This is a genomic window from Mesorhizobium sp. B2-3-13 (genome assembly GCF_006442195.1).
GTDB lineage: Bacteria > Pseudomonadota > Alphaproteobacteria > Rhizobiales > Rhizobiaceae > Mesorhizobium > Mesorhizobium salmacidum.
Genome location: NZ_VFVQ01000007.1, coordinates 149,952 through 168,530, shown reverse-complemented (window position 1 = coordinate 168,530; position 18,579 = coordinate 149,952). Strand labels below are relative to the sequence as shown.

The 18,579-nt window shown below is 62.1% G+C and carries 25 protein-coding genes; 8 read left to right on the top strand and 17 right to left on the bottom strand.

The annotated features are described in order from the left end of the window. Nucleotides 1–14: 14 nt before the first annotated feature. Together FJ941_RS11000 and FJ941_RS10995 are read right to left on the bottom strand one after the other, a co-directional pair. The gene (locus FJ941_RS11000; RefSeq protein ID WP_140505413.1) at nucleotides 15–542 is read right to left on the bottom strand and encodes a GNAT family N-acetyltransferase; all 528 of its coding nucleotides are present in this window, start codon (nucleotides 540–542) and stop codon (nucleotides 15–17) included. Nucleotides 543–590: 48 nt separating this feature from the next. Further along, on the bottom strand, nucleotides 591–2,111 hold the full coding sequence (locus FJ941_RS10995; RefSeq protein ID WP_140505411.1) for a HAMP domain-containing sensor histidine kinase: 1,521 nt from the start codon (nucleotides 2,109–2,111) through the stop codon (nucleotides 591–593). A 76-nt stretch (nucleotides 2,112–2,187) separates the two neighbouring features. Here FJ941_RS10995 and FJ941_RS10990 point away from each other — a divergent pair, with 76 nt between their 5' ends. The 4 genes from FJ941_RS10990 to FJ941_RS10975 all read left to right on the top strand — a co-directional run bounded on the left by FJ941_RS10990 (nucleotide 2,188) and on the right by FJ941_RS10975 (nucleotide 4,670). Next, nucleotides 2,188–2,811 (top strand): thermonuclease family protein, encoded by a 624-nt coding sequence (locus tag FJ941_RS10990; RefSeq protein WP_140505409.1) that lies wholly within the window; start codon nucleotides 2,188–2,190, stop codon nucleotides 2,809–2,811. Nucleotides 2,812–2,844: 33 nt separating this feature from the next. Further along, nucleotides 2,845–3,456, top strand: coding sequence for a glutathione S-transferase (locus tag FJ941_RS10985; RefSeq protein WP_140505407.1), 612 nt, complete (start codon nucleotides 2,845–2,847; stop codon nucleotides 3,454–3,456). Then, the gene (locus tag FJ941_RS10980; protein WP_140505405.1) at nucleotides 3,396–4,070 is read left to right on the top strand and encodes a uracil-DNA glycosylase family protein; all 675 of its coding nucleotides are present in this window, start codon (nucleotides 3,396–3,398) and stop codon (nucleotides 4,068–4,070) included. Before FJ941_RS10985 ends, FJ941_RS10980 begins: the two co-directional genes overlap by 61 nt. Nucleotides 4,071–4,178: 108 nt before the next feature. Continuing rightward, nucleotides 4,179–4,670, top strand: a complete 492-nt coding sequence (locus FJ941_RS10975; RefSeq protein ID WP_006205209.1) for an Lrp/AsnC family transcriptional regulator — start codon at nucleotides 4,179–4,181, stop codon at nucleotides 4,668–4,670. A 9-nt stretch (nucleotides 4,671–4,679) separates the two neighbouring features. Here the strand turns inward: FJ941_RS10975 and FJ941_RS10970 are convergent, their stop codons facing one another. The 12 genes from FJ941_RS10970 to moaA all read right to left on the bottom strand — a co-directional run bounded on the left by FJ941_RS10970 (nucleotide 4,680) and on the right by moaA (nucleotide 13,911). Beyond that, entirely contained in the window at nucleotides 4,680–5,243 is a 564-nt protein-coding gene (locus tag FJ941_RS10970) for a DUF3299 domain-containing protein (protein ID WP_140505403.1), read from the bottom strand. Between the two features lie 104 nt (nucleotides 5,244–5,347). Continuing rightward, the gene (locus FJ941_RS10965; RefSeq protein WP_140505401.1) at nucleotides 5,348–6,052 is read right to left on the bottom strand and encodes a DNA alkylation repair protein; all 705 of its coding nucleotides are present in this window, start codon (nucleotides 6,050–6,052) and stop codon (nucleotides 5,348–5,350) included. A gap of 7 nt (nucleotides 6,053–6,059) precedes the next feature. Continuing rightward, nucleotides 6,060–6,929, bottom strand: coding sequence for an NAD(P)-dependent oxidoreductase (locus tag FJ941_RS10960; protein WP_140505399.1), 870 nt, complete (start codon nucleotides 6,927–6,929; stop codon nucleotides 6,060–6,062). Nucleotides 6,930–7,042: 113 nt separating this feature from the next. Beyond that, nucleotides 7,043–7,867, bottom strand: coding sequence for an ABC transporter permease (locus FJ941_RS10955; protein WP_140505397.1), 825 nt, complete (start codon nucleotides 7,865–7,867; stop codon nucleotides 7,043–7,045). Further along, nucleotides 7,864–8,580, bottom strand: coding sequence for an ABC transporter permease (locus FJ941_RS10950; RefSeq protein ID WP_140505395.1), 717 nt, complete (start codon nucleotides 8,578–8,580; stop codon nucleotides 7,864–7,866). Before FJ941_RS10950 ends, FJ941_RS10955 begins: the two co-directional genes overlap by 4 nt. Nucleotides 8,581–8,653: 73 nt before the next feature. Further along, nucleotides 8,654–9,439, bottom strand: a complete 786-nt coding sequence (locus tag FJ941_RS10945; RefSeq protein WP_027142669.1) for an ABC transporter substrate-binding protein — start codon at nucleotides 9,437–9,439, stop codon at nucleotides 8,654–8,656. A 159-nt stretch (nucleotides 9,440–9,598) separates the two neighbouring features. Then, the gene (gene mobB, locus FJ941_RS10940) at nucleotides 9,599–10,108 is read right to left on the bottom strand and encodes a molybdopterin-guanine dinucleotide biosynthesis protein B (protein WP_140505393.1); all 510 of its coding nucleotides are present in this window, start codon (nucleotides 10,106–10,108) and stop codon (nucleotides 9,599–9,601) included. After that, a complete protein-coding gene (gene mobA / locus FJ941_RS10935) occupies nucleotides 10,105–10,737 on the bottom strand; it encodes a molybdenum cofactor guanylyltransferase MobA (protein ID WP_140505391.1) in 633 nt (210 codons plus the stop codon). Before mobA ends, mobB begins: the two co-directional genes overlap by 4 nt. A 54-nt stretch (nucleotides 10,738–10,791) precedes the next feature. Beyond that, complete coding sequence (locus FJ941_RS10930; RefSeq protein WP_140505389.1) at nucleotides 10,792–11,712, bottom strand: DMT family transporter; 921 nt, start codon at nucleotides 11,710–11,712, stop codon at nucleotides 10,792–10,794. Nucleotides 11,713–11,891: 179 nt separating this feature from the next. Then, nucleotides 11,892–12,251, bottom strand: a complete 360-nt coding sequence (locus tag FJ941_RS10925; protein ID WP_140505387.1) for a hypothetical protein — start codon at nucleotides 12,249–12,251, stop codon at nucleotides 11,892–11,894. Between the two features lie 136 nt (nucleotides 12,252–12,387). After that, the gene (locus FJ941_RS10920) at nucleotides 12,388–12,861 is read right to left on the bottom strand and encodes a hypothetical protein (RefSeq protein WP_140505385.1); all 474 of its coding nucleotides are present in this window, start codon (nucleotides 12,859–12,861) and stop codon (nucleotides 12,388–12,390) included. Nucleotides 12,862–12,915: 54 nt separating this feature from the next. Next, nucleotides 12,916–13,911 (bottom strand): GTP 3',8-cyclase MoaA, encoded by a 996-nt coding sequence (moaA, locus tag FJ941_RS10915; protein WP_140505383.1) that lies wholly within the window; start codon nucleotides 13,909–13,911, stop codon nucleotides 12,916–12,918. Between the two features lie 191 nt (nucleotides 13,912–14,102). Here moaA and FJ941_RS10910 point away from each other — a divergent pair, with 191 nt between their 5' ends. Together FJ941_RS10910 and FJ941_RS10905 are read left to right on the top strand one after the other, a co-directional pair. Further along, entirely contained in the window at nucleotides 14,103–14,456 is a 354-nt protein-coding gene (locus FJ941_RS10910) for a DUF971 domain-containing protein (protein ID WP_027142676.1), read from the top strand. Nucleotides 14,457–14,520: 64 nt separating this feature from the next. Next, nucleotides 14,521–15,132, top strand: coding sequence for a pyridoxamine 5'-phosphate oxidase family protein (locus tag FJ941_RS10905; protein WP_140505381.1), 612 nt, complete (start codon nucleotides 14,521–14,523; stop codon nucleotides 15,130–15,132). A gap of 16 nt (nucleotides 15,133–15,148) precedes the next feature. Here FJ941_RS10905 and FJ941_RS10900 read toward each other — a convergent pair whose 3' ends face one another. Then, nucleotides 15,149–15,601 carry a MarR family transcriptional regulator gene (locus tag FJ941_RS10900; RefSeq protein ID WP_027142678.1) on the bottom strand — a complete coding sequence of 151 codons (453 nt, stop codon included), beginning with the start codon at nucleotides 15,599–15,601 and terminating at the stop codon, nucleotides 15,149–15,151. A 47-nt stretch (nucleotides 15,602–15,648) separates the two neighbouring features. Between FJ941_RS10900 and FJ941_RS10895 the strand changes: the two genes are divergently transcribed. Then, nucleotides 15,649–16,560 carry an alpha/beta fold hydrolase gene (locus FJ941_RS10895; RefSeq protein WP_140505379.1) on the top strand — a complete coding sequence of 304 codons (912 nt, stop codon included), beginning with the start codon at nucleotides 15,649–15,651 and terminating at the stop codon, nucleotides 16,558–16,560. A gap of 7 nt (nucleotides 16,561–16,567) precedes the next feature. Here the strand turns inward: FJ941_RS10895 and FJ941_RS10890 are convergent, their stop codons facing one another. Further along, nucleotides 16,568–16,969, bottom strand: coding sequence for a rhodanese-like domain-containing protein (locus FJ941_RS10890; RefSeq protein WP_140505377.1), 402 nt, complete (start codon nucleotides 16,967–16,969; stop codon nucleotides 16,568–16,570). Nucleotides 16,970–17,033: 64 nt separating this feature from the next. Next, complete coding sequence (locus tag FJ941_RS10885; protein WP_140505375.1) at nucleotides 17,034–17,648, bottom strand: TetR/AcrR family transcriptional regulator; 615 nt, start codon at nucleotides 17,646–17,648, stop codon at nucleotides 17,034–17,036. 99 nt (nucleotides 17,649–17,747) lie between these two features. On the opposite strand from FJ941_RS10885, the gene FJ941_RS10880 reads away from it, so the two are divergent. Next, nucleotides 17,748–18,494: a 3-oxoacyl-ACP reductase family protein gene (locus FJ941_RS10880; protein ID WP_140505373.1), complete on the top strand. Its 747-nt coding sequence runs from the start codon at nucleotides 17,748–17,750 to the stop codon at nucleotides 18,492–18,494. Nucleotides 18,495–18,579: the final 85 nt, after the last annotated feature.

Below are 18,579 nucleotides of genomic sequence, written 5' to 3'. Positions count from 1 at the left end.
CCGGTCCTCGCGCGTCAACGCCGGCTATTGGGAATGCGATAGACGACCGAGGTATATTTCGAATTCGAGCGTGTCTCGACTATTGAACCGCCAAGGCCTTCCGCGATCCTTCTGCTCGCCACGTTCTCTTCTGCGGCTGGATACTCGAAGCAATCCGGATTGAGTGCGTCGGCCGCCCAAGCCGCCACGGCGGCAACGGCCTCACGGCCGATGCCGTTTCCATGTACGTCCTCCCTTAGCCAAATTCCGATCTCGGGACAAGCAGTCCTGGCCGCATGAAGGCCGACAAGCCCCAGGCAGCGACCGTCCGCCAACGAACGCACGACGAAATGCCAATCCGATCCGTCAAGGATCGGGGCCAGCCAGGATCGCCATACCTCGCCAAAAGCCGCTGGTGATCGAGGTGGTTCCCACTGCATGAAGCGGGTGATCGCGGGAGTGATGGCGGCAAAGACTTCTGCGGCATCGTCGGCCGCAAACAGCTTCAGGCGAAGCCGCTGCGATTTGATTTCGATGCTGCTGGCATCCCACTCCGCCGTCATTATGGTCCGTTCCTTTTCGCGGCTGTGTCGACGCAGGCGCCCAAGGCGCTACCGCCGTCGCGCGGCGACCGCGGCGGTCGGCAGCGCCGGCAGTTCTTCCATCACCCTGCTCAGCGGGAAAATGGCGATCGCCTCGGTGCCCTCGCGCAGCTTGGAATGAAGCTCGAACTCGCCGCCATGCATGGCGAGCAGCCCTTGCACGATCGGCAGACCAAGCCCGGTGCCTTGCTCGGCGCTCTTGATGGCGATCGACCCCTGGCCGAAGGCTGAAAGCACGATCGGGATCTCGTCCTCGGGAATGCCGGGGCCGTTGTCCTTGATCGAAATGTACTGTCCTCCACCCGCCGTCCAGCCGACCCGGACGCGGATTTCGCCGCCGGTGGCGGTGAATTTGATGGCGTTGGACAGAAGGTTGAGCGCGATCTGGCGCACGGCGCGCTCGTCGGCGAACAGCCGCGGCAATGTCTGTTCGAAATCCTGAACGACGCGGATATCCTTATTGCGTGCCTTCAGCTCCATCATGTGACAGCAATCCTCGACGATGTTGAGCAGCATCACCGGCTCCTCGTTGAGCTGGTATCGGCCGGCCTCGATGCGCGACAGGTCGAGGATCTCGTTGATCAGGTCGAGCAGGTGCTGGCCTGAATCATGCACGTCATGGGCATAGTCGCGATAGGTGGGATTGCTCATCGGCCCCAGCACCTCGTTCGCCATCACCTCGGAAAAGCCGAGAATGGCGTTGAGCGGGGTGCGCAATTCGTGACTCATCGAGGCGAGGAAACGCGATTTTGCAAGGTTGGCGTCCTCGGCCCGCCGCCGCGCCTCGTCCGACATCGATTTCGCCGTCTCCACTTCGGCGATCAGCGCATCCTTTTCGGAGCGGAACGACAAGAGCAGCAGGGAGAAGCGATTGAGGTGACTGGCGATATAGGCGAAGAAAGGCAGCGACAGGACGAGCAGCCCGGCCATGATCGCCTCGACCGGCATCCACGACCTGGTCGCGGCATAGGCGTAGAGCGCCACTGGAAACGCGAAGGTCGCCAGCAGGGCGCCGCTCAGGGACGAGGCCATGAGCGCGGTCCCTGCCATGGCGAACAGGAGCACCACCGCCTTGATCACCTGGAACTGGTCGACCTCGCAGGCGCCGCAGCCCAGCCAGACGAACCAGGCCCAGCCTAGGCCGCAAAGGAAATGCCCGACCAGGAATTCCCTTCGCGTTTGCAATGAGTTGAGTTCGGAAGCTTCCGTGCGCTCGATGCGCCGCGCCATGAAGACGACTGTTGTATAGCAGGTGAGCGTAAACAAAGCCCAGAGCCCGATCTCATTGCCGACACCGGCCAAACGGCCGGCCGCGGCGATCACCAGGACGAGCAGCGGGATGACGACGGCACCGCTTGTCATGGTCCGGGCGTGGAGCTTCAGCAGTTCGCGATCGAAATCGGGATTGCCGGCCTGCTGCGAAAGACGGTCGCGCGTCTTGCGCACCGCGCGCGCGACATCGCTGTTGCGATGCCGTTTCCTGCGGTCCACAATGAACTTGTCCGCTGTGTTCGAGCGTTGCGAGGGCATCAAAAGCTTCAATTTATGCGCGCAGCGATTTCAAGGTGTTAAGCTACGTTCGAATGATTAACCAACCGTTTGCCATATGAGCCGTTCCTGGTCGCCAAGGTCGCGCCCGCGGTACGCGGCACCTCGCCGCAGAAGCCTGTGGCGCAAGCTGCTGGACTACGGGCTGACCGTCATCATTCTGGGGCTGTTGATCCTGCTTGCGGCGCGTCTTGACCGGGTGGAGACACGCAAGACGCAAGGTACGGCCATCATCAATGACGGCGATTCGATCACGCTCGGCGCCGAGCGCATCCGAATGCGCGGCATCGACGCTCCGGAGTATACCCAGACCTGCCGCAAGAGCGGCGCCGACTATGCCTGTGGTACTCAGGCGCGCCAATCGCTGGTGCGGCTGATCGCCGGCAGGCCGGTCACTTGCAGCGGCTGGCAGCGCGATCGCTATGGCCGGTTGCTTGGCGACTGCAAGGCCGGCGGCACCGACCTCAACCGCGCCCAGGTCGAGGCGGGCTGGGCCGTCGCCTATGGCGACTTCGAAGGCGAGGAAGCCACCGCGCGCGCCGCAAGGATTGGCATCTGGGCGGGCACGTTCGACCAGCCGCAGGATTGGCGCGACAGCCACCACGGCGATGTCGTGGAGCGAAAACATGGCATGCTGGCGTCGATCGGCGATGCCGTGCGCGAGATATTTCGGTTCTGGTGAAGCATGTCTGGCGGAAGGAAAAGGAGGATCGAAATGAAGCTGTTCGACGGCGGTCGTGCGCCCAACCCACGGCGGGTTCGCGTTTTCCTCGCTGAAAAGGGGATCACGGTTCCGTTGGTGCCCATCGACATGGGCGCACTGGAACACAAGCAGCAACCGGTCAGCTCGCGCAATCCGCTGCGGCGCCTGCCGGTTCTGGAGCTCGATGACGGCACCATCCTCACCGAATCCGTCGCTATCTGCCGCTATTTCGAGGAGCTTTATCCCGAGCCGGCATTGTTCGGGCGCGGCGCACTTGGCAAGGCGCAGGTCGAGATGTGGCAGAGGCGGATGGAGTTCAACCTGCTCAGCAGCGTCACGCAAGCTTTCCGCCACATCCATCCGGCCATGAAGGAATGGGAAATCCCGCAGATCTCCGAATGGGGCGAGGCCAACAAGCCGAAGGCGGTGGATTTTCTCAGGCTGCTGGACGCTGAACTGGGCAGCCGCGAATTCGCCGCCGGCGACAGCTTTTCGATTGCCGACATCACCGGCCTGATCGCGATCGACTTCATGAAGCCGGCACGCATCAAGGTGCCGGAGGAATGCACCAATGTGCTACGTTGGCATCAGGCCGTCTCCAGCCGCCCGAGTGCCGCCGCTTGAGCGTCCAACTGGACAGGCTCGCCGCGACGGTCCGCGCCTGCCGCATCTGCGTCGACACCCCCGTCGGCAAGCCGCTGCCCCACAAGCCGCGTCCGGTGCTGCGCCCTTCGTCCAGCGCCCGCATCCTGATCGCCAGCCAGGCCCCGGGAACCAAGGTGCATGTGTCGGGCATGCCATTCACCGACGCTTCCGGCGACCGCCTGCGCAATTGGCTCGGTGTGACCAGCGACGAATTTTATGACATCGAGAAATTCGCCATTGTGCCGATGGGCTTCTGCTTTCCCGGACAGGACGCCAAGGGCGGCGACCTGCCGCCGAGGCGTGAGTGCGCCCCGGCCTGGCGCGCGCCCTTGATGGCGTCGATGCCGCGGATCGACCTGGTGCTGGCGATCGGCATCTATGCGCAGACCTGGCACATGGGCGCGGCGCGCCGCCCCTCGCTGACGGAAACAGTGATGAACTGGCGCGCCATCTGGGGGAGTTCCGTCGGCCCCAAATTGCTGCCATTGCCACATCCATCCTGGCGCAACACTGGCTGGTTGAAGCAGAATCCTTGGTTTGAAATGGATTTGCTGCCTTTCCTGCGGTCGGAAATCCGCTATCGCCTCGGTTAGGCATTCAGCAAGAAATCACTCGCTTTCGGCGCAGGCAGCAGAATTTCTTTCTTGTGAACGGCCCAAATAAAAGGGAATATAGCGAAACTATTCCACCAGGAGCCTCCGATGGATCGCCTTGACCGAAAAATTCTCCGCCTCCTGCAGGAGGACGCGACGCTCGCGGTCGCCGACGTTGCCAAGAAAGTCGGCCTGTCGACCACGCCGTGCTGGCGGCGCATCCAGAAGCTCGAAGAGGAGGGCGTCATCAAGCGGCGCGTCGCCATTCTCGACCACGAAAAGGTCAATGTGCGGGTCACCGTCTTCGTGTCGATCCGCACCAATTCGCACAGCCATGAATGGCTGCGCCGGTTCTCCGAGGTCATCCAGGAATTTCCCGAGGTGGTCGAATTCTATCGCATGAGCGGCGACGTCGATTACCTGTTGCGTGTCGTGGTGCCCGACATCGCCGCCTATGACGCCTTCTACAAGCGGCTGATCGCCAAGATCGAGATCCGGGACGTGTCGTCGTCCTTCGCCATGGAGCAGATCAAGTACACGACCGAAATCCCGCTCGACTACATGGTGCTGGACAAGGAGTCGGGCGCCAACGCGGCCTGATCCTGCAACTCAATTCTTCTTCTTGTTGAGGAAACTCCAGGGCGAGTTCACCGGCAATACGATGGAATCCGGCACCGTGTCGACGGCCATGACATCTGCCTTGCGCACGGCGTAACCGGATTGGATGACGCTGACGCCGTCGAGAATGAACAATTGGCTTTTCTCCATCTCCGGCTTCAGGGCACCAGTAACGGCGACCGGCTGGTAGGCTTTCGACATCTTGTAGGGACGGGCAGGCGTGACCAGCATGATCTGATTGGGCGGCGGCGTCGGCATGTGGCTGCAGGCGCCGGTCCAAGGCACCAGCAGGAACTGATAGACGAGATCGCCGTCGCGATCGACCGGCAATGCATAGCCGGCTAATTGTATCGTTTTGCCCTGCAGGGCAACCGACAGCGTCTCGCCGTGATCCGGCAGTTTCGCCGCGATCATCGGCAGGCCGGCGTCTTCGGCAACCGCCTGGGTTACCGGGCGCAAATCCTTCCAAAAGATGTGCGTGGTTTCGGCCGAAGCGCCTGCGGTGGAGAGAGCAAGCGCGGCAGCAAGCGCCAGGATTGATTTGAAATGGGTCATGGCCGCATCCTTTGCGGGCGAGTAAAGACGCCGCCGTCGGTGGCGTCAATGCTCGAGCCGCATCACATGTCGGGCGAGAACCGATCGCAGCACTCCTCAACCTGTCAGGTCTTTCTGGCGGCGAGGCGCTCGATTGTCCTGGCATCCGATAGTTCTTTCATAGCATCCTTGCCGATCCAGCGCGCGGTCTTATCGGTCGATTGCGCGAGCCTTTCGGCGACAGCAAGGGCAGCACCGTGCATAACCATGGACCGTTTGCCGAGCGAACGAAGGGCCCAATTCACACCCTTCTTCACGAAATTGCGGGCGTCGGTGGCCTGCGCTTCGATGATGGGCAAGAAGGCGAGAAAGGTCGCCTCCGGCTCTTTCTTCCGGTGGACGACAGACCAGGCCATCATGGCAAAAGCCGTGCGTCGAACAAATTCCCGTTCATCGGCCGCAAATTCGCTGATCAGTTCTATCCAGGCATCCGTGTCGACGAACAGATCGGAGACGCCATCGACGATATCCCAGGAGTCGAAGCTCGACGCCCATTGCCTTGCATCCGCGGCGGAAAACCGCTTTGGGTCGGCCGTGACGGAAGCGATGAATTGCGCCTCCACGATACCTGTCTGCCACAGCGCGAACGCGCGCTCGTGGTTGCGCTTGATTTTCTTGGCAATCTGCCGCTGCACACCGTGCGAGATGCCGAGCGCACGTTCGATCTTGATGCCGTAGCGCAGCATGCCAAGACGATTTTCCGCCGAGGCGATCGAGCGCAGATACGCGACGATTTCTTCTGCACTGGATTGGGGCGAAAGCTCGGCCATCGCGATCCTATTTTTCCAGCCGGGCCAGCAACGAGGATGTATCCCAGCGTTTGCCGCCCATCGCCTGCACGTCCTTGTAGAACTGGTCGACAAGCGCGGTCACCGGCAGCCGGGCGCCGTTGCGGTCGGCTTCCGCCAGGCAGATGCCGAGGTCCTTGCGCATCCAGTCGACGGCGAAACCGAAATCATATTTGCCGGCGTTCATGGTCTTATGTCGGTTTTCCATCTGCCACGAACCGGCCGCACCCTTGGAAATCACCTCAATGACTTTTTCGATGTCGAGGCCGGCCTTCTTGCCGAAGTGGATGCCTTCCGACAGTCCCTGCACCAATCCGGCGATGCAGATCTGGTTGATCATCTTGGTGAGCTGGCCGGCGCCCGCCGACCCCATCAGTCCAACCATGCGGGCAAAGGCGTCGATGACGGGCCTGGCCCTGTCGAACGCCGCCTCCTCGCCACCGACCATGACGGTCAGCACGCCGTTCTCGGCGCCGGCCTGACCGCCGGAGACCGGTGCGTCGAGAAATGAGAATCCGCCCGATTGCGCGGATTGCGCCAGTTCGCGCGCGACTTCAGCCGACGCCGTGGTGTTGTCGATGAAGACCGAGCCTTTCTCCATCGCCTTGAAGGCGCCTTCCGACCCCGTGGTCACCGAGCGCAAATCATCGTCGTTGCCGACGCAGGAAAAGACGAAATCCTTGCCCTCGGCGGCCTGGGCCGGCGTCGCGGCAAGGCTGCCGCCATGTTGGGTGACCCATTGTTCGGCTTTGGCTTGGGTGCGGTTGTAGACGGTGACGTCGTGGCCGCCCTTGTTCTTCAGGTGTCCGGCCATGGGATAGCCCATGACGCCAAGACCGAGAAATGCCACCGATGCCATGCCTTGTCCTTCCGGCGAAACAGAGATTTCAGCTGCGGAAGCTCTAGGCCATGCGACGAATTCGTCAAGGCGCGCACCGCCGCATCGACTGGCACAGGCCGATCAGGAACGGTTCAGCGCTTTAGGTGGATCGTGATCCGGCGCTCGATCCATTCGACGCCGTGGCGCAGGATTTCGACCATCACAAGATAGACGATGGCGACCCAGACATAGGCCTGGAAATCGAAGGATTTGGCGTAGGCGAGCTTCGCGTTGCCCATCAGGTCGTAGACGGTGATGATGGCGACGATCGCCGAGGCCTTGATCATCAGAACCAGCTCGTTGCCGTAGGGCCGCAATGCCACGATAAACGCCTGCGGCAGGACAACCTTGCGCAGCGTCTGCAGCTTGTGAAGGCCGAGCGAGGCGGCTCCTTCCCATTGGCCCCTGGGCACGCTTTCGATGGCGCCGCGCAGGATCTCGGCCTGATAAGCCGCGGTGTTGAGCGCAAAGGCGAAGACGCCGCAGTTGAAGGCCTCGCGGAAGAACCACCACAGCCCGATGGATTCGAGCTGCAGCCGGAAAGAACCCAAGCCATAGTAGACGAGGTAGACCTGGACCAGCAGTGGCGTGCCGCGGAAGAAATAGACATAGCAATAGGCAAGGCCGGACAGGAAACGGCTCTTCGACATGCGGCCATAGGTGACGGGCAGCGAAAAGATCGCGCCGACCACCATCGAGATCGCAACGAGCGACAGCGTGGTCCACAGCCCCTGCAGATAGGCAGGCGCATATCTGGCAAAGAACTCGCCATTCCAGGCATAGATGAGATAGGCGAGGATACCGAGGCCGAAGAGAATCCAGAGGCCGACGAGCGCGTACCCGACGATACGGGTGCGTGGCCAGCCGCGTGCCTGCGGCGGCGGCCGGTCAACGGAGATAGCTTGGCTGACGCTCATCGTGCCTCCCTCCGTCCCAGCGAACGCAAGATGAACCCGGTCGCGATCGACGACAGGATCGTCAGGACGAGGAAAACCAGGGCCGCGACGCTGTAGAACAGGAACGCGTGTTTCGTGACACGCGCCGCCACCCCCGCGTTGCGCAGGGTTTCGGCGAGGTTGACGACCGAGACCAGGGCGGTGTCCTTGAGCAGGCTGAGCCAGCAATTCTCGAGGCCGGGGAAGGCGATGCGCAGCAGCTGAGGCAGGATCACCTTGCGCATGGTCAGCCATGTCGACAGGCCGATCGCGTAGCCGCCCTCATACTGGCCCTTGGGAATGGCGCGAAAGGCGGAGAGGAATACCTCGCTGGCGTAGGAGGAAAAGATCAGCGACAGCACAATCATACCGGCGATGAAGCTGTCGACGTCGACCGTCGCCTCGGGCTTGAACAGGCGGATGACATATTGCAGCAGGATGGGCATGCCGAAGAAGAACAGGAACAGCGTCACCAGTTCCGGCAGGCCGCGAAATACGGTGGTGTAGATGTTGGCGGCCACCCGCAGCGACGGTTCTTCGGACTGCTTGGCCCAGGCGACGAAAAAGCCGATCGTCAGGCCGATCGGCAGCGTTGCAAGGGCAAGCGCGATGGTGACCAGCGCGCCATACGCGATATCGTCACTCCAGCCTTCGGGTCCCCAACTCAGCAGTGTCCATATGCTTTGGGCTGGCATTGACTGGTCTTATCCCCACGGCGCTCCTGAGACGAAAGGCGGCAGGGGTTCCCTGCCGCCTTGGCAATGATGATCAGGACTCGGCGCCGTAGACGTCGAACTTGAAGTACTTGTCGTTGATTTCCTTATATTTTCCGTTGGCACGGATGGCGTCGATGGCGGAATTCAGCTTGTTGACCAGGTCGGTCTCGCCTTTGCGAACGGCTATGCCGGCGCCAGGACCGAAAATTTCGACAGGTTGCGGCGAGGGCTGGCCGAGGATCTTGCAGCAGGCGCCGTCAGGCGAATCAAGCCACTGCTGCAGCACGACGATATCGTCCTCGATAGCGTCGAGACGGCCATTGGCAAGATCTGCCTGCTCCTCGGGACTGCTCGGATAACCTTTGACGGTGCTGTCGGTGTAGGTCTTCGAGGCATAGTTGAAATGGGTGGTCGTGGTGGCGACACCGATGCTCTTGCCGGCGAGGTCCTCCTTGGTCACGCCCTTCAACGGCGAATCCTTCGGCACGGCGAGCGCCGACGGCGTGTTGTAGTATTTGTGCGAGAAGTCGACCTTCTCCTTCCTCTCCGGCGTGATCGACATCGAGGCGACGATGGCATCGAACTTGCCGGCCTGAAGTGCGGGAATGATGCCGTCCCAATCCTGGGCGACGAAGGTGCACTTGACCTTCATCTCATCGCAAAGCGCCTTGGCGATGTCGATGTCGAAGCCGACAAGCTGGCCATCGGCGGTGAGGTTGTTGAATGGGGGGTAGGCGCCTTCGGTGCCGATCCGCAGGGTCTTTTCCTGGGCCTGGGCTACGCCGAGCGTCAGCAGCGCAGCCGATGCCGCGAGCGCGATACGCAGTGCAATACGCATGATAGTCCTCTCTTTATGGTCCCGGCCGTCGTTCCGAAACGGCTCTGTGGGGCGGTGCTTTTTGACCGCCCGCTGGGCCGATACTCCCACTCTTTCCAAGAAAAAAGCAACTGCAAAACCGCCAAAATCGGTAATGGGATTCTGCCCTTACGCTACATCTCAAGCAACGAGGCCGGTCGTGCGCTCGATGAAGTCGGCTATGGATTCTACGTCGTCGAGGTCGAACACTGGCAGGCTCTTGTCGGTGATGGCGAAATCCGCGGCGACGGCGACAATATTGGGATCACCCGCCGCAAGCGGCGTCCGGTCCCTCGCTTCCAGCCGCCTCGTTTCGATCTTGCGGTGGGATTCGCGCTTGTAGCCTTCGACCAGCACGATGTCGCACGGGGCGAGCCGCGAGAGGATCGCGTCCAGCGGCGGCTCTTGTTCGCCACGCAACTCGTGCATCAGCGCCCAGCGATTGCCCGACACGATCGCAACCTCGGTTGCGCCGGCCTGCCGATGGCGGAAGCTGTCCGCGCCTGGCTTGTCGATGTCGAAATCATGATGGGCGTGTTTGACCGTCGAGACCTTCCAGCCGCGCCGCACAAGCTCGGCGACCAGCTTCTCGGTGAGTGTGGTCTTGCCGGAGTTTTTCCAGCCGGTGATGCCGAAGACGCGTCTGCTCATGGCGTCATGCTCTGCAACAGGTGTTCGGCCAAGGCAAGATCGTCCGGCACGTTGATGTTGAAGAAAGGATCGATTGGTTGTCCGGCGGATTGCAGGAGCGGGAATTCCACCTCGACATAGTGGTGCCGCTCGATGAAGGCCGAAACCCGCTTGTTGTCCTCGTCGACCAGGAAATGCCGCAAGGCTTCGCGGCATCCGGTCGGCCATAGCGCGAAGGTTGGATGCCGCCTGCCTGACGAGAAAGCAACGGCGATCGAACCGGGACGCTCATCGACTGCCGCCGCCAGGCGATCGACGAGATCCAGCGGCAGGAAAGGCGTGTCGCCGGCAGCAGTGACGACCGCCTTGCAAGGCCTGCCGGCAGTGGCCCATTCCAGGCCGGTGAGGATACCGGCAAGGGGCCCGGCAAAGCCTTCGATGGTATCGGCCAGCACCGGCAGCCCGAAACGGGCAAACCGTGCCGGGTCGCCGTTGGCACTAAGCGCCAGGGTCTCGAACTGCGGGCCAAACCGCGACAGGACCTGGTCAAGCAAGCAGCCGCCGCCCAGCGGCAACAACGCCTTGTCACCACCGCCCATTCGTCTCGACTGGCCACCGGCCAGAATGATCCCCGCGACATCGCGCTTCATGCCCTCCAGCCTGTACGCCAGCCGCGGGAAATCGCAAGCGGCTTCAAGGGAGTGCTAGAGTCCTTCCGGCGCCATGGCCGGGCCGGTGCTTTCGGCGACGATCCTTCGGCGGCCGACGATGCGCTCGCGATAAAGCGCATAGAGGCCCGAGCCGACGACTATTGCCGCGCCGGCGATCATCGGCATGTCCGGTATGTCACCGAAGATGATCAGGCCAAGCAGTATCGACCAGAGGAGCGCGGTATAGCGGAACGGCGCGATGAAGGAGATCTCGCCCGAACGCATCGCCATGATGATGAATTGATAGCCGATCAGCACCAGCACTGCCGCCAGCGCCAGCAGCGCCGTGCTTTTGCCTGTCATCGGTGTCCAGCCGCCCAGCGGCGTCAACAGAAACGCGCCGACGACGGTCATGGCAAGCGCGGTGGCGGTTGATACCAGCATCGTCGGGATGGCCTGGGGGATGCGCTTGGTGGCGAGGTCCCGCACCGTGCAGCACGCGACGCTGGCCAGCGCCACCAGCGAATAGACGCTGAAGCCTTCGAAACCCGGCCGCACGATGATCATTACCCCGGCAAAACCGATAGCGATCGCCAACCAGCGCCGCCAGCCGACCGCTTCGCCGAAAAACAGCGCCGCGCCCATCGTCACCGCCAGCGGCAGTGCTTGCAAGACGGCCGAAACGCTGCCGATCGGCAAATGGGCGAGGGCGACCAGGAAGGACACAGTGGCGCCCGCTTCACTCAGCACACGGATCGCCACCAGCGGCTGCAGCATCAGGCGAGGCTGGACAAGCGCTCCGCGTTGCCAGGCCAGCAGGCCGACGAAGAGCGAGGCGAACGCCCCTCTGATCAGCATGACCTGCGCCATGTTCATCGACTGGGAAGAGTATTTTGTAATGGCGTCGTTGAGCGTGAAGCCAACCATCGCCACCACCATGAACAACGCGCCGCGAAGATTTGGGGAAAGGGGCAAGACATCTACCGGTTGCTTTGGCATGCAAGCCTGTAACAGCCCGCAACGAAACAGCAACAGCAAAGGGCTGGGCCAGGACCGGACACCCATCGTCGCCGGCGTGAAATCATCCTGGATCAGGCACGAATTCTGTCGGAAGGCGGCTTTGCCTCCCGACACCTGTACAGCCGAGGCGATCCCTATTTCTTCGGCGTCAGCACCTCGGTGCCATTCCCCTCCTTGCCGGCGATGGTCCACAGGCCATGCAGCGACCCGTCATCCTCAACCTTGTAGACGACAAGGCCGATATCCTTGCCCATTGCGTAGCCGGCGGAGAATGCGTTGTCGTTGCGCATGCAGATGCCATCGGAGGATGAGCCGCCCGTCTCCCAATGGATCGCGCAGGTGGTCCCGCTGGTCAGCGTGATGGTGGCCTCGCCGTCATAGGACGAACCGTCGAAATTGGTGCCGGCGACGGTGTAAGTGCCGCCGATCGACTGGGCAGCCGCGGGCAGGGTGGCCAAGCCGAGCAAGGCGAAAGAAAGAAGAAGTTGGCGCATAATGTTATCCCCCGAGAAAGCGATGAGCCGCTAGGGAACGGAGGCTAGGCGGGAAACCGTCACCAGTAAATCGGACCGGCATTTGCGGACAAAGATTTGCTTGCGGTGTGGCTAAAATGCTCGTGACCAGCTATGGCTATGGACCCTTTAGGCTGCCGGCGATGACGCCGACCATCGGGTCATATTTCGATTTCAGCGCCGGTGGGTAATCGATCCAGACCGTGCGGATGACGCCATCCCTGCCAAACAGCCGCCGCTCGTAAAAGATCTTTCCATCCTTCACGCCCGACAGCACCGCCCAGTCCTTGCCGGCCTTGCTGTAGGTGACCTCGTAGCCCGGCTCGTTGCTCGCTCTTTCGCCGGCAATGAATCCCTTCGGCGTGTCGTCATCGACATTGAATATGCCGGAGCATGTCAGGCTGGCGCTGTCCGCACTCAGCCACACCTGCCCGTCGCCATTCTCAGGTTCGGGCTGGCGATCGGTAAAGACATCGTCGGGAAAAGTGCAGACGGTGCCGAAGCGCTCGTTCACGTAGGTGGATTGCGCGGCAAACGCAGTGCTCGCCGAGCCCGCGGCGAGAGATGTCACGATCGAAAAGAGCCACCGCATGTCTGCCCCGAAGCCGAGATTGCAGGGCAATTCTCGCATAAAAAGACGAGAAGGTCAGCCGCCCGTGACACTCATATGCCGTGACACCGACGGACGGCTGGTGCGGCGGTCGATGATGAAGTCATGGCCTTTCGGCTTGCGGCCGATTGCTTCGTCTATAGCGTCGGCGACTAGTTCGTTGCCTTCGGACGCGCGCAGCGGCGCGCGCAAATCGGCCGCATCCTCCTGGCCAAGGCACATGTAAAGCGTGCCCGTGCAGGTCAGCCTGACCCGATTGCAGCTTTCGCAGAAATTATGCGTCATCGGCGTGATGAAGCCGAGTTTCCCGCCGGTCTCGCTGACATGGACATAGCGTGCCGGGCCACCGGTCTTGAACCGGATGTCGGTCAGCGTGAACTGGCGCTCGAGCGAAGCGCGCAGCAGCGACAGCGGCAAATACTGGTCGGTGCGGTCGGCATCGATCTCACCCATAGGCATGGTTTCGATGACGGTCAGGTCCATGCCCCGGCCATGCGCCCAGCGCATCATCTCGGGCAGCTCGGCGTCGTTGAAATCCTTCAACGCCACCGCGTTGAGCTTGACTTTGAGTCCCGCCGCCTGAGCCGCGTCGATGCCAGCCATGACCTTGTCGAGATGACCCCAGCGTGTGATGGCGTGGAATTTGTCGGCATCGAGCGTATCGAGCGAAACGTTGATGCGCTTGACACCACAATCGGCGAGTTCGGCGGCGAAGCGCGAAAGCTGCGAGCCGTTGGTGGTCAACGTCAGTTCTTCCAGTGCGCCGCTTTCGAGGTGCCGCGAAAGCTGGCGCACCAGATGCATGATGTTCTTGCGCACCAGCGGCTCACCGCCGGTGAGGCGTAACCGTCTGACACCCTTTTCGATGAAGACGGAGCAGAGCCGGTCAAGTTCTTCCAGCGACAGCAGGTCCTTCTTGGGCAAGAAGGCCATGTCCTCCGCCATGCAATAGGTGCAGCGGAAATCGCAACGGTCGGTGACCGACACTCTGAGATAGCTGATCGTGCGACCGAAGGGGTCGATCATGTTCATGTTCGAACGTTTCCGTGGCCGTTATCGGCATCGTTATATATAGCTATGTGATACGATCCAGCCCGCCATTCAAGATAGCTTGCCTCGATCCTTGGTAACATTCCGCGACCGACATTGCGTGTCGGACACCGTTGACGCCTTTGCGTACGGGGCGAAGCAGCGTAGGGAAGGGCATTCAGGCAGGATCGACCATGACAGCGCCAAAAGAACTGAGGGTCTCCAGGGACCGCAAGCTGCTCACCGTGACGTTTCCCGGCCATCAGCCGTTCGAGTTGCCGGCGGAGTTGCTGCGCGTGGCATCGCCTTCCGCGGAAGTGCAGGGCCATTCGCCGGAACAGAGAGTGACGGTTCCCGGCAAACGCGATGTGGCCATCCTAAAGATCGAACCGGTGGGCAATTACGCCGTGCGTATCACCTTCGACGATTTCCATGACACCGGCATCTTCACCTGGAATTACCTGCACACGCTCGGCCACGAGAAGGACGCACGATGGAACGCCTATCTCGCGGAGCTTGCCGAGAAGGGCTTGAGCCGCGATCGTTAGCCGCCGTTGCGTCGTCAAAACGTCATGTGCCGGGAGTAGGGGCGGCAGATCGGGAGACGGAAAAATGTCGGTGATTATCACAGTCGAACAACTCGAAGCGCTCTACGGATTGCCCGGCGAAGCCTCCGTGGTCAAGGAACTCGACCATGTCATTCCCGAATACGCCGCCTTTATCGAAGCCTCGCCCTTCGTCGCGCTCGCGACCAGCGGTCCGGAGGGGCTGGACTGTTCGCCGCGCGGCGATCTCGCGGGCTTCGTCCGCATCGTCGATGCGAAAAAGCTGATGATGCCGGACCGGCGCGGCAACAACCGTGCCGATTCGCTAAAGAACATCATCCGCGACCCGCGCGTCGGCCTGCTGTTCCTGGTGCCGGGCTCCGGCACGACGCTGCGCATCAACGGCCGGGCGCATATCACCACGGATGCAGCGCTGTGCGCGTCGTTCATGGTCGACGGCAAGCCGGCGCGTTCGGTCGCTGTGATCGATGTCGATTCGGTTTATTTCCAGTGCGCCCGGGCGATCGTGCGGTCGGAGCTGTGGAATCCGGAGAGACATGTCGACCCGAAGTCGCTGCCGACACCCGGAAAGATCCTGGAAATCACCAGCCGCAAGAATATCGACGGCGAAACCTACGACAGGGAATGGCCGGAACGAGCGAAAAAATCGATGTGGTGATCTACTGAAAGGGCGGTCACGCCTCGTTCAGCACGTCATAGATCTTGCGCATCTGGTCGCCGATCATGTCGCATTGCTCCGGCGTCGACTGGCTCATCGCCTTCTCGATCAGCGCCATGTGCACTTTCAGCGCCTGCATCAGCAGCGCCTCGCCGGCTTCGGTCAGCGTAAGCCGCAAAACGCGCTTGTCCTTCTCGTCGCCTTCGCGCCGCAGCAGGCCACGTGTCTCGAGCTGCGGCAACAACATTGTGATGTTGGAGCGGCCCACGAGCAGCTTGCGGGCAAGGTCGTGCTGCGACATGCCGGGATGGCGGTAGAGGTTCATCAGCACGTCGAGCTGCGCCGGCTTCAGATCGAGTGGCGCGAGTTTCACCGCCAGTGTGCGCTCCAGCACATGGCAGGCGCGCGCCACCGCGACCCAGTTGCGAAAACGCGGGTTGTCCCAGGGTAGCTCTTGTTTATTGTTCATCTTTGAACTATTATGTTCATGCTTGAACGTATGGATGGATTCTGACTATGGCATCATTCGGGCTGAAGGTCATCCGAGGTGTGTTTGGTGCGGCCGAACATGTCGCGCCGCGCATCACCGGACGCGCGGCTTTCGAATTGTTCTGCCGTACGCCAAGCACCAGGACGCTGACCGACGGCGAGCGCCGCGCTATCGACCGCGCCGCGGAGTTCATGGCCGAGGCGCGGCATCACCGGCTGAAGACCGCGACTGGCTGCGTCATGGTGCATGAATTCCGCCCCGAGCAGGGCCGCGAGCCTGCCGGCACCGTTCTCGTCATCCATGGCTGGCGCTCGCGTACCGAATATATGCGCGTGCTGATCGAAGGGTTTCGCGCTGCCGGCTACAAGGTCGTCTCGCTCGATCTTCCCGGTCATGGCCATTCGCAGGGCAGGCACCTCAACATGGTCAACGCCGTCGAAGCCGCAAGAGTGGCCGGCGAATGGTTCGGGCCATTCGTGGCCGCCGTCGGCCATTCCTTCGGAGGCGCTGTTGCCGCCAATGCCATCGCCGGCTCCGTCAAGGACATCCTACCACTGGCGGCCGCACGTCTTGTGCTGATCGCGGCGCCAAGCTCACTGCCGGCAATTTTCGACGACTTCAGCCGCATGCTCAATGTCGGCCCGCGCTCGCAAGTCGCGATGGCTGACCGCGTCGAATATCTCTCCGGCCGGCCGCTGCATGAATTCACCGGTGACCGCCAGCTTGCCCAGGCGTTCGTGCCGACGCTGGTCATCCACGCGCCTGACGACCGGGAGGTACCGGCTGAACACGCACGACGCTATGCCGCCGCCGGTGACCATGTGCGGCTGCACTGGGCCGACGGGCTTGGCCATCGCCGCATTCTGGCCGACAAGGGTGTGGTTGAACGCGCCGTCGGCTTCGTGACCACGCAGCGCGGGTCGTCTCTGCTCCACTGAGCGGCATTCAGGCTATTTTCTTCTTTTCCCCAGGCTCTACGGGCAACCCGGCCGCTTTCCAGGCCGTGTAGCCGCCGAGAATGTGCTTGACCGGCGAAAGCCCCATGTCCTGTGCGGTCTTGGTGGCCAGCGCCGAACGCCAGCCGCCGGCGCAGAAGAAGACGAAGCTTTTTCCGGAAGCAAAGAACGGCTTGTGGTAGGGACTTTCGGGATCGATCCAGAATTCCAGCATGCCACGGGTGACATGCTTGGCGCCGGGAATTCTGCCGTCACGCTCGATCTCTCGAGGATCGCGCAGATCGACGAAAATGGTGTCTTCGTCTTCAAGCAGTCCTGCCGCTTCCTCGGGCGAGACCACTTCGATCTCGGCGTTGGCCTCATCCAGCAGTTCGCGATACCCTTTTTTCACTGTCGTCCCTCCCGGCCGCAGGTTTGCTGGCAAGGCGGATTTCGAGCACAATGAACGATGTTTGTCACGCCTCGACGGTGCCGGCCATGGTCTTCCAGGCAGCCATTGCCCCGGCCACCGTCGCCAGCAGGGCAGCCCGGGAAGCGCCGTCGCGCGCCTGGATCGACATGCCGTTCTGGACCGTTGCGAAAAAGGTCGCCGCGGCACGGCAATCGAAGCCGGCGGGCAGTTCACCCTCGGCCACGCCGCGCTCGAGACGCTTCTTCAAGGCGGCAAGATTCTCGGCGCGGCGGCGCCGCAAATCCGTGCAGATCGCGCCTCGGCTCGAGTCTTCATGCAGCGCACCCAGGGCAATCAGGCAGCCCTGCGGGCGACCCGTCTGGGAATAGGCCTTTGCAGTGCGGCGCAGAAACCGCTTGATCGCAAGGCGCGCCGTTGGCGCCTCTTCCAGCGCGAACCAGATGTCGGCGCCCTCCACGCGGGAATAGAGATCGGTCGCCTCGAGGAACAGGGCCTCCTTGCTACCGTAGGCGGCATAGAGGCTCGGCGAATTGATGCCCATCGCGGCGGCGAGATCGCTGATCGACGCGCCTTCATAGCCCTTGGCCCAAAACACATCCATCGCGCGCCGCAGGGCCGCGGTTCGGTCGAACGTGCGGGGACGGCCTCTTTCCGACATGACGCCCTTTCTGTGTTGATCGATACATAAATGAGTTGACGCGACTGGGCAAGGTTGGCAGATATTTATGTATCAATCGCTACATAAATGGAGAAATCGATGTCATCAGGAAGTTTGAACGGCAAGGCGGCACTCGTCACCGGAGGCAGCCGCGGTATCGGCGCGGCAATCGCGCGAAGGCTCGCGGCAGACGGGGCCGATGTCGCGCTGACCTACGTGCATGGAGAGGAACTGGCTCGGTCCGTCGTCGCCGAGATAGAGACCAAGGGCGGTCGCGCCATCGCGATCAAGGCCGACAACCGTGATGCCGACGCCATAGACCAAGCGGTTGCCGATGCGGTGACCGCCTTCGGCCGGCTCGACATCCTGGTCAACAGTGCCGGCATCTGGCGCGCAGCGCCGATCGATACGCTGTCGCTTGCCGAATTCGACGAAACCATGTCGGTCAATCTGAGGGCGCCGTTCATCGCCTCGAAAGCGGCGGCAAGACACATGGGCGAGGGCGGCAGGATCATCTCGATCGGCAGCAATCTGGCCGAGCGGGTCACCGACACCAGCCTGGGAGCCTACTCGGCCAGCAAGGCGGCGCTGGTCGGCCTGACCAAGGCATTGGCCCGCGACCTCGGGGCACGCGGCATCACCGCCAATGTCGTCCATCCCGGCTCGACGGATACCGACATGAACCCGGCCGACGGCCCGCATGCCGACCATCAGCGCCAGAAGATGGCGACCCCGCGATTCGGCAAGGCGGAGGATATCGCCGGCATGGTTGCCTGGCTCGCCGGACCGGAGGGCCGTTTCGTCACCGGAGCCGCGCTGACCATCGACGGCGGCGCAAACGCTTGAGGCGCGAGGCTTCCCGTGGCCGGGGCGACGGTTCGGTCGCGCCGGCCGCCACGATGTTGTGAAACCGTTCTGCAACAGCCCTGCC

What these genes read in the sequence shown, in the direction of transcription:
- FJ941_RS11000 (WP_140505413.1), bottom strand. Translation starts at nt 542, where the DNA reads ATGACGGCGGAGTGGGATGCCAGCAGCATCGAAATCAAATCGCAGCGG.
- FJ941_RS10995 (WP_140505411.1), bottom strand. Translation starts at nt 2,111, where the DNA reads ATGCCCTCGCAACGCTCGAACACAGCGGACAAGTTCATTGTGGACCGC.
- FJ941_RS10990 (WP_140505409.1), top strand. Translation starts at nt 2,188, where the DNA reads ATGAGCCGTTCCTGGTCGCCAAGGTCGCGCCCGCGGTACGCGGCACCT.
- FJ941_RS10985 (WP_140505407.1), top strand. Translation starts at nt 2,845, where the DNA reads ATGAAGCTGTTCGACGGCGGTCGTGCGCCCAACCCACGGCGGGTTCGC.
- FJ941_RS10980 (WP_140505405.1), top strand. Translation starts at nt 3,396, where the DNA reads ATGCACCAATGTGCTACGTTGGCATCAGGCCGTCTCCAGCCGCCCGAG.
- FJ941_RS10975 (WP_006205209.1), top strand. Translation starts at nt 4,179, where the DNA reads ATGGATCGCCTTGACCGAAAAATTCTCCGCCTCCTGCAGGAGGACGCG.
- FJ941_RS10970 (WP_140505403.1), bottom strand. Translation starts at nt 5,243, where the DNA reads ATGACCCATTTCAAATCAATCCTGGCGCTTGCTGCCGCGCTTGCTCTC.
- FJ941_RS10965 (WP_140505401.1), bottom strand. Translation starts at nt 6,052, where the DNA reads ATGGCCGAGCTTTCGCCCCAATCCAGTGCAGAAGAAATCGTCGCGTAT.
- FJ941_RS10960 (WP_140505399.1), bottom strand. Translation starts at nt 6,929, where the DNA reads ATGGCATCGGTGGCATTTCTCGGTCTTGGCGTCATGGGCTATCCCATG.
- FJ941_RS10955 (WP_140505397.1), bottom strand. Translation starts at nt 7,867, where the DNA reads ATGAGCGTCAGCCAAGCTATCTCCGTTGACCGGCCGCCGCCGCAGGCA.
- FJ941_RS10950 (WP_140505395.1), bottom strand. Translation starts at nt 8,580, where the DNA reads ATGCCAGCCCAAAGCATATGGACACTGCTGAGTTGGGGACCCGAAGGC.
- FJ941_RS10945 (WP_027142669.1), bottom strand. Translation starts at nt 9,439, where the DNA reads ATGCGTATTGCACTGCGTATCGCGCTCGCGGCATCGGCTGCGCTGCTG.
- mobB (WP_140505393.1), bottom strand. Translation starts at nt 10,108, where the DNA reads ATGAGCAGACGCGTCTTCGGCATCACCGGCTGGAAAAACTCCGGCAAG.
- mobA (WP_140505391.1), bottom strand. Translation starts at nt 10,737, where the DNA reads ATGAAGCGCGATGTCGCGGGGATCATTCTGGCCGGTGGCCAGTCGAGA.
- FJ941_RS10925 (WP_140505387.1), bottom strand. Translation starts at nt 12,251, where the DNA reads ATGCGCCAACTTCTTCTTTCTTTCGCCTTGCTCGGCTTGGCCACCCTG.
- FJ941_RS10920 (WP_140505385.1), bottom strand. Translation starts at nt 12,861, where the DNA reads ATGCGGTGGCTCTTTTCGATCGTGACATCTCTCGCCGCGGGCTCGGCG.
- moaA (WP_140505383.1), bottom strand. Translation starts at nt 13,911, where the DNA reads ATGAACATGATCGACCCCTTCGGTCGCACGATCAGCTATCTCAGAGTG.
- FJ941_RS10910 (WP_027142676.1), top strand. Translation starts at nt 14,103, where the DNA reads ATGACAGCGCCAAAAGAACTGAGGGTCTCCAGGGACCGCAAGCTGCTC.
- FJ941_RS10905 (WP_140505381.1), top strand. Translation starts at nt 14,521, where the DNA reads ATGTCGGTGATTATCACAGTCGAACAACTCGAAGCGCTCTACGGATTG.
- FJ941_RS10900 (WP_027142678.1), bottom strand. Translation starts at nt 15,601, where the DNA reads ATGAACAATAAACAAGAGCTACCCTGGGACAACCCGCGTTTTCGCAAC.
- FJ941_RS10895 (WP_140505379.1), top strand. Translation starts at nt 15,649, where the DNA reads ATGGCATCATTCGGGCTGAAGGTCATCCGAGGTGTGTTTGGTGCGGCC.
- FJ941_RS10885 (WP_140505375.1), bottom strand. Translation starts at nt 17,648, where the DNA reads ATGTCGGAAAGAGGCCGTCCCCGCACGTTCGACCGAACCGCGGCCCTG.
- FJ941_RS10880 (WP_140505373.1), top strand. Translation starts at nt 17,748, where the DNA reads ATGTCATCAGGAAGTTTGAACGGCAAGGCGGCACTCGTCACCGGAGGC.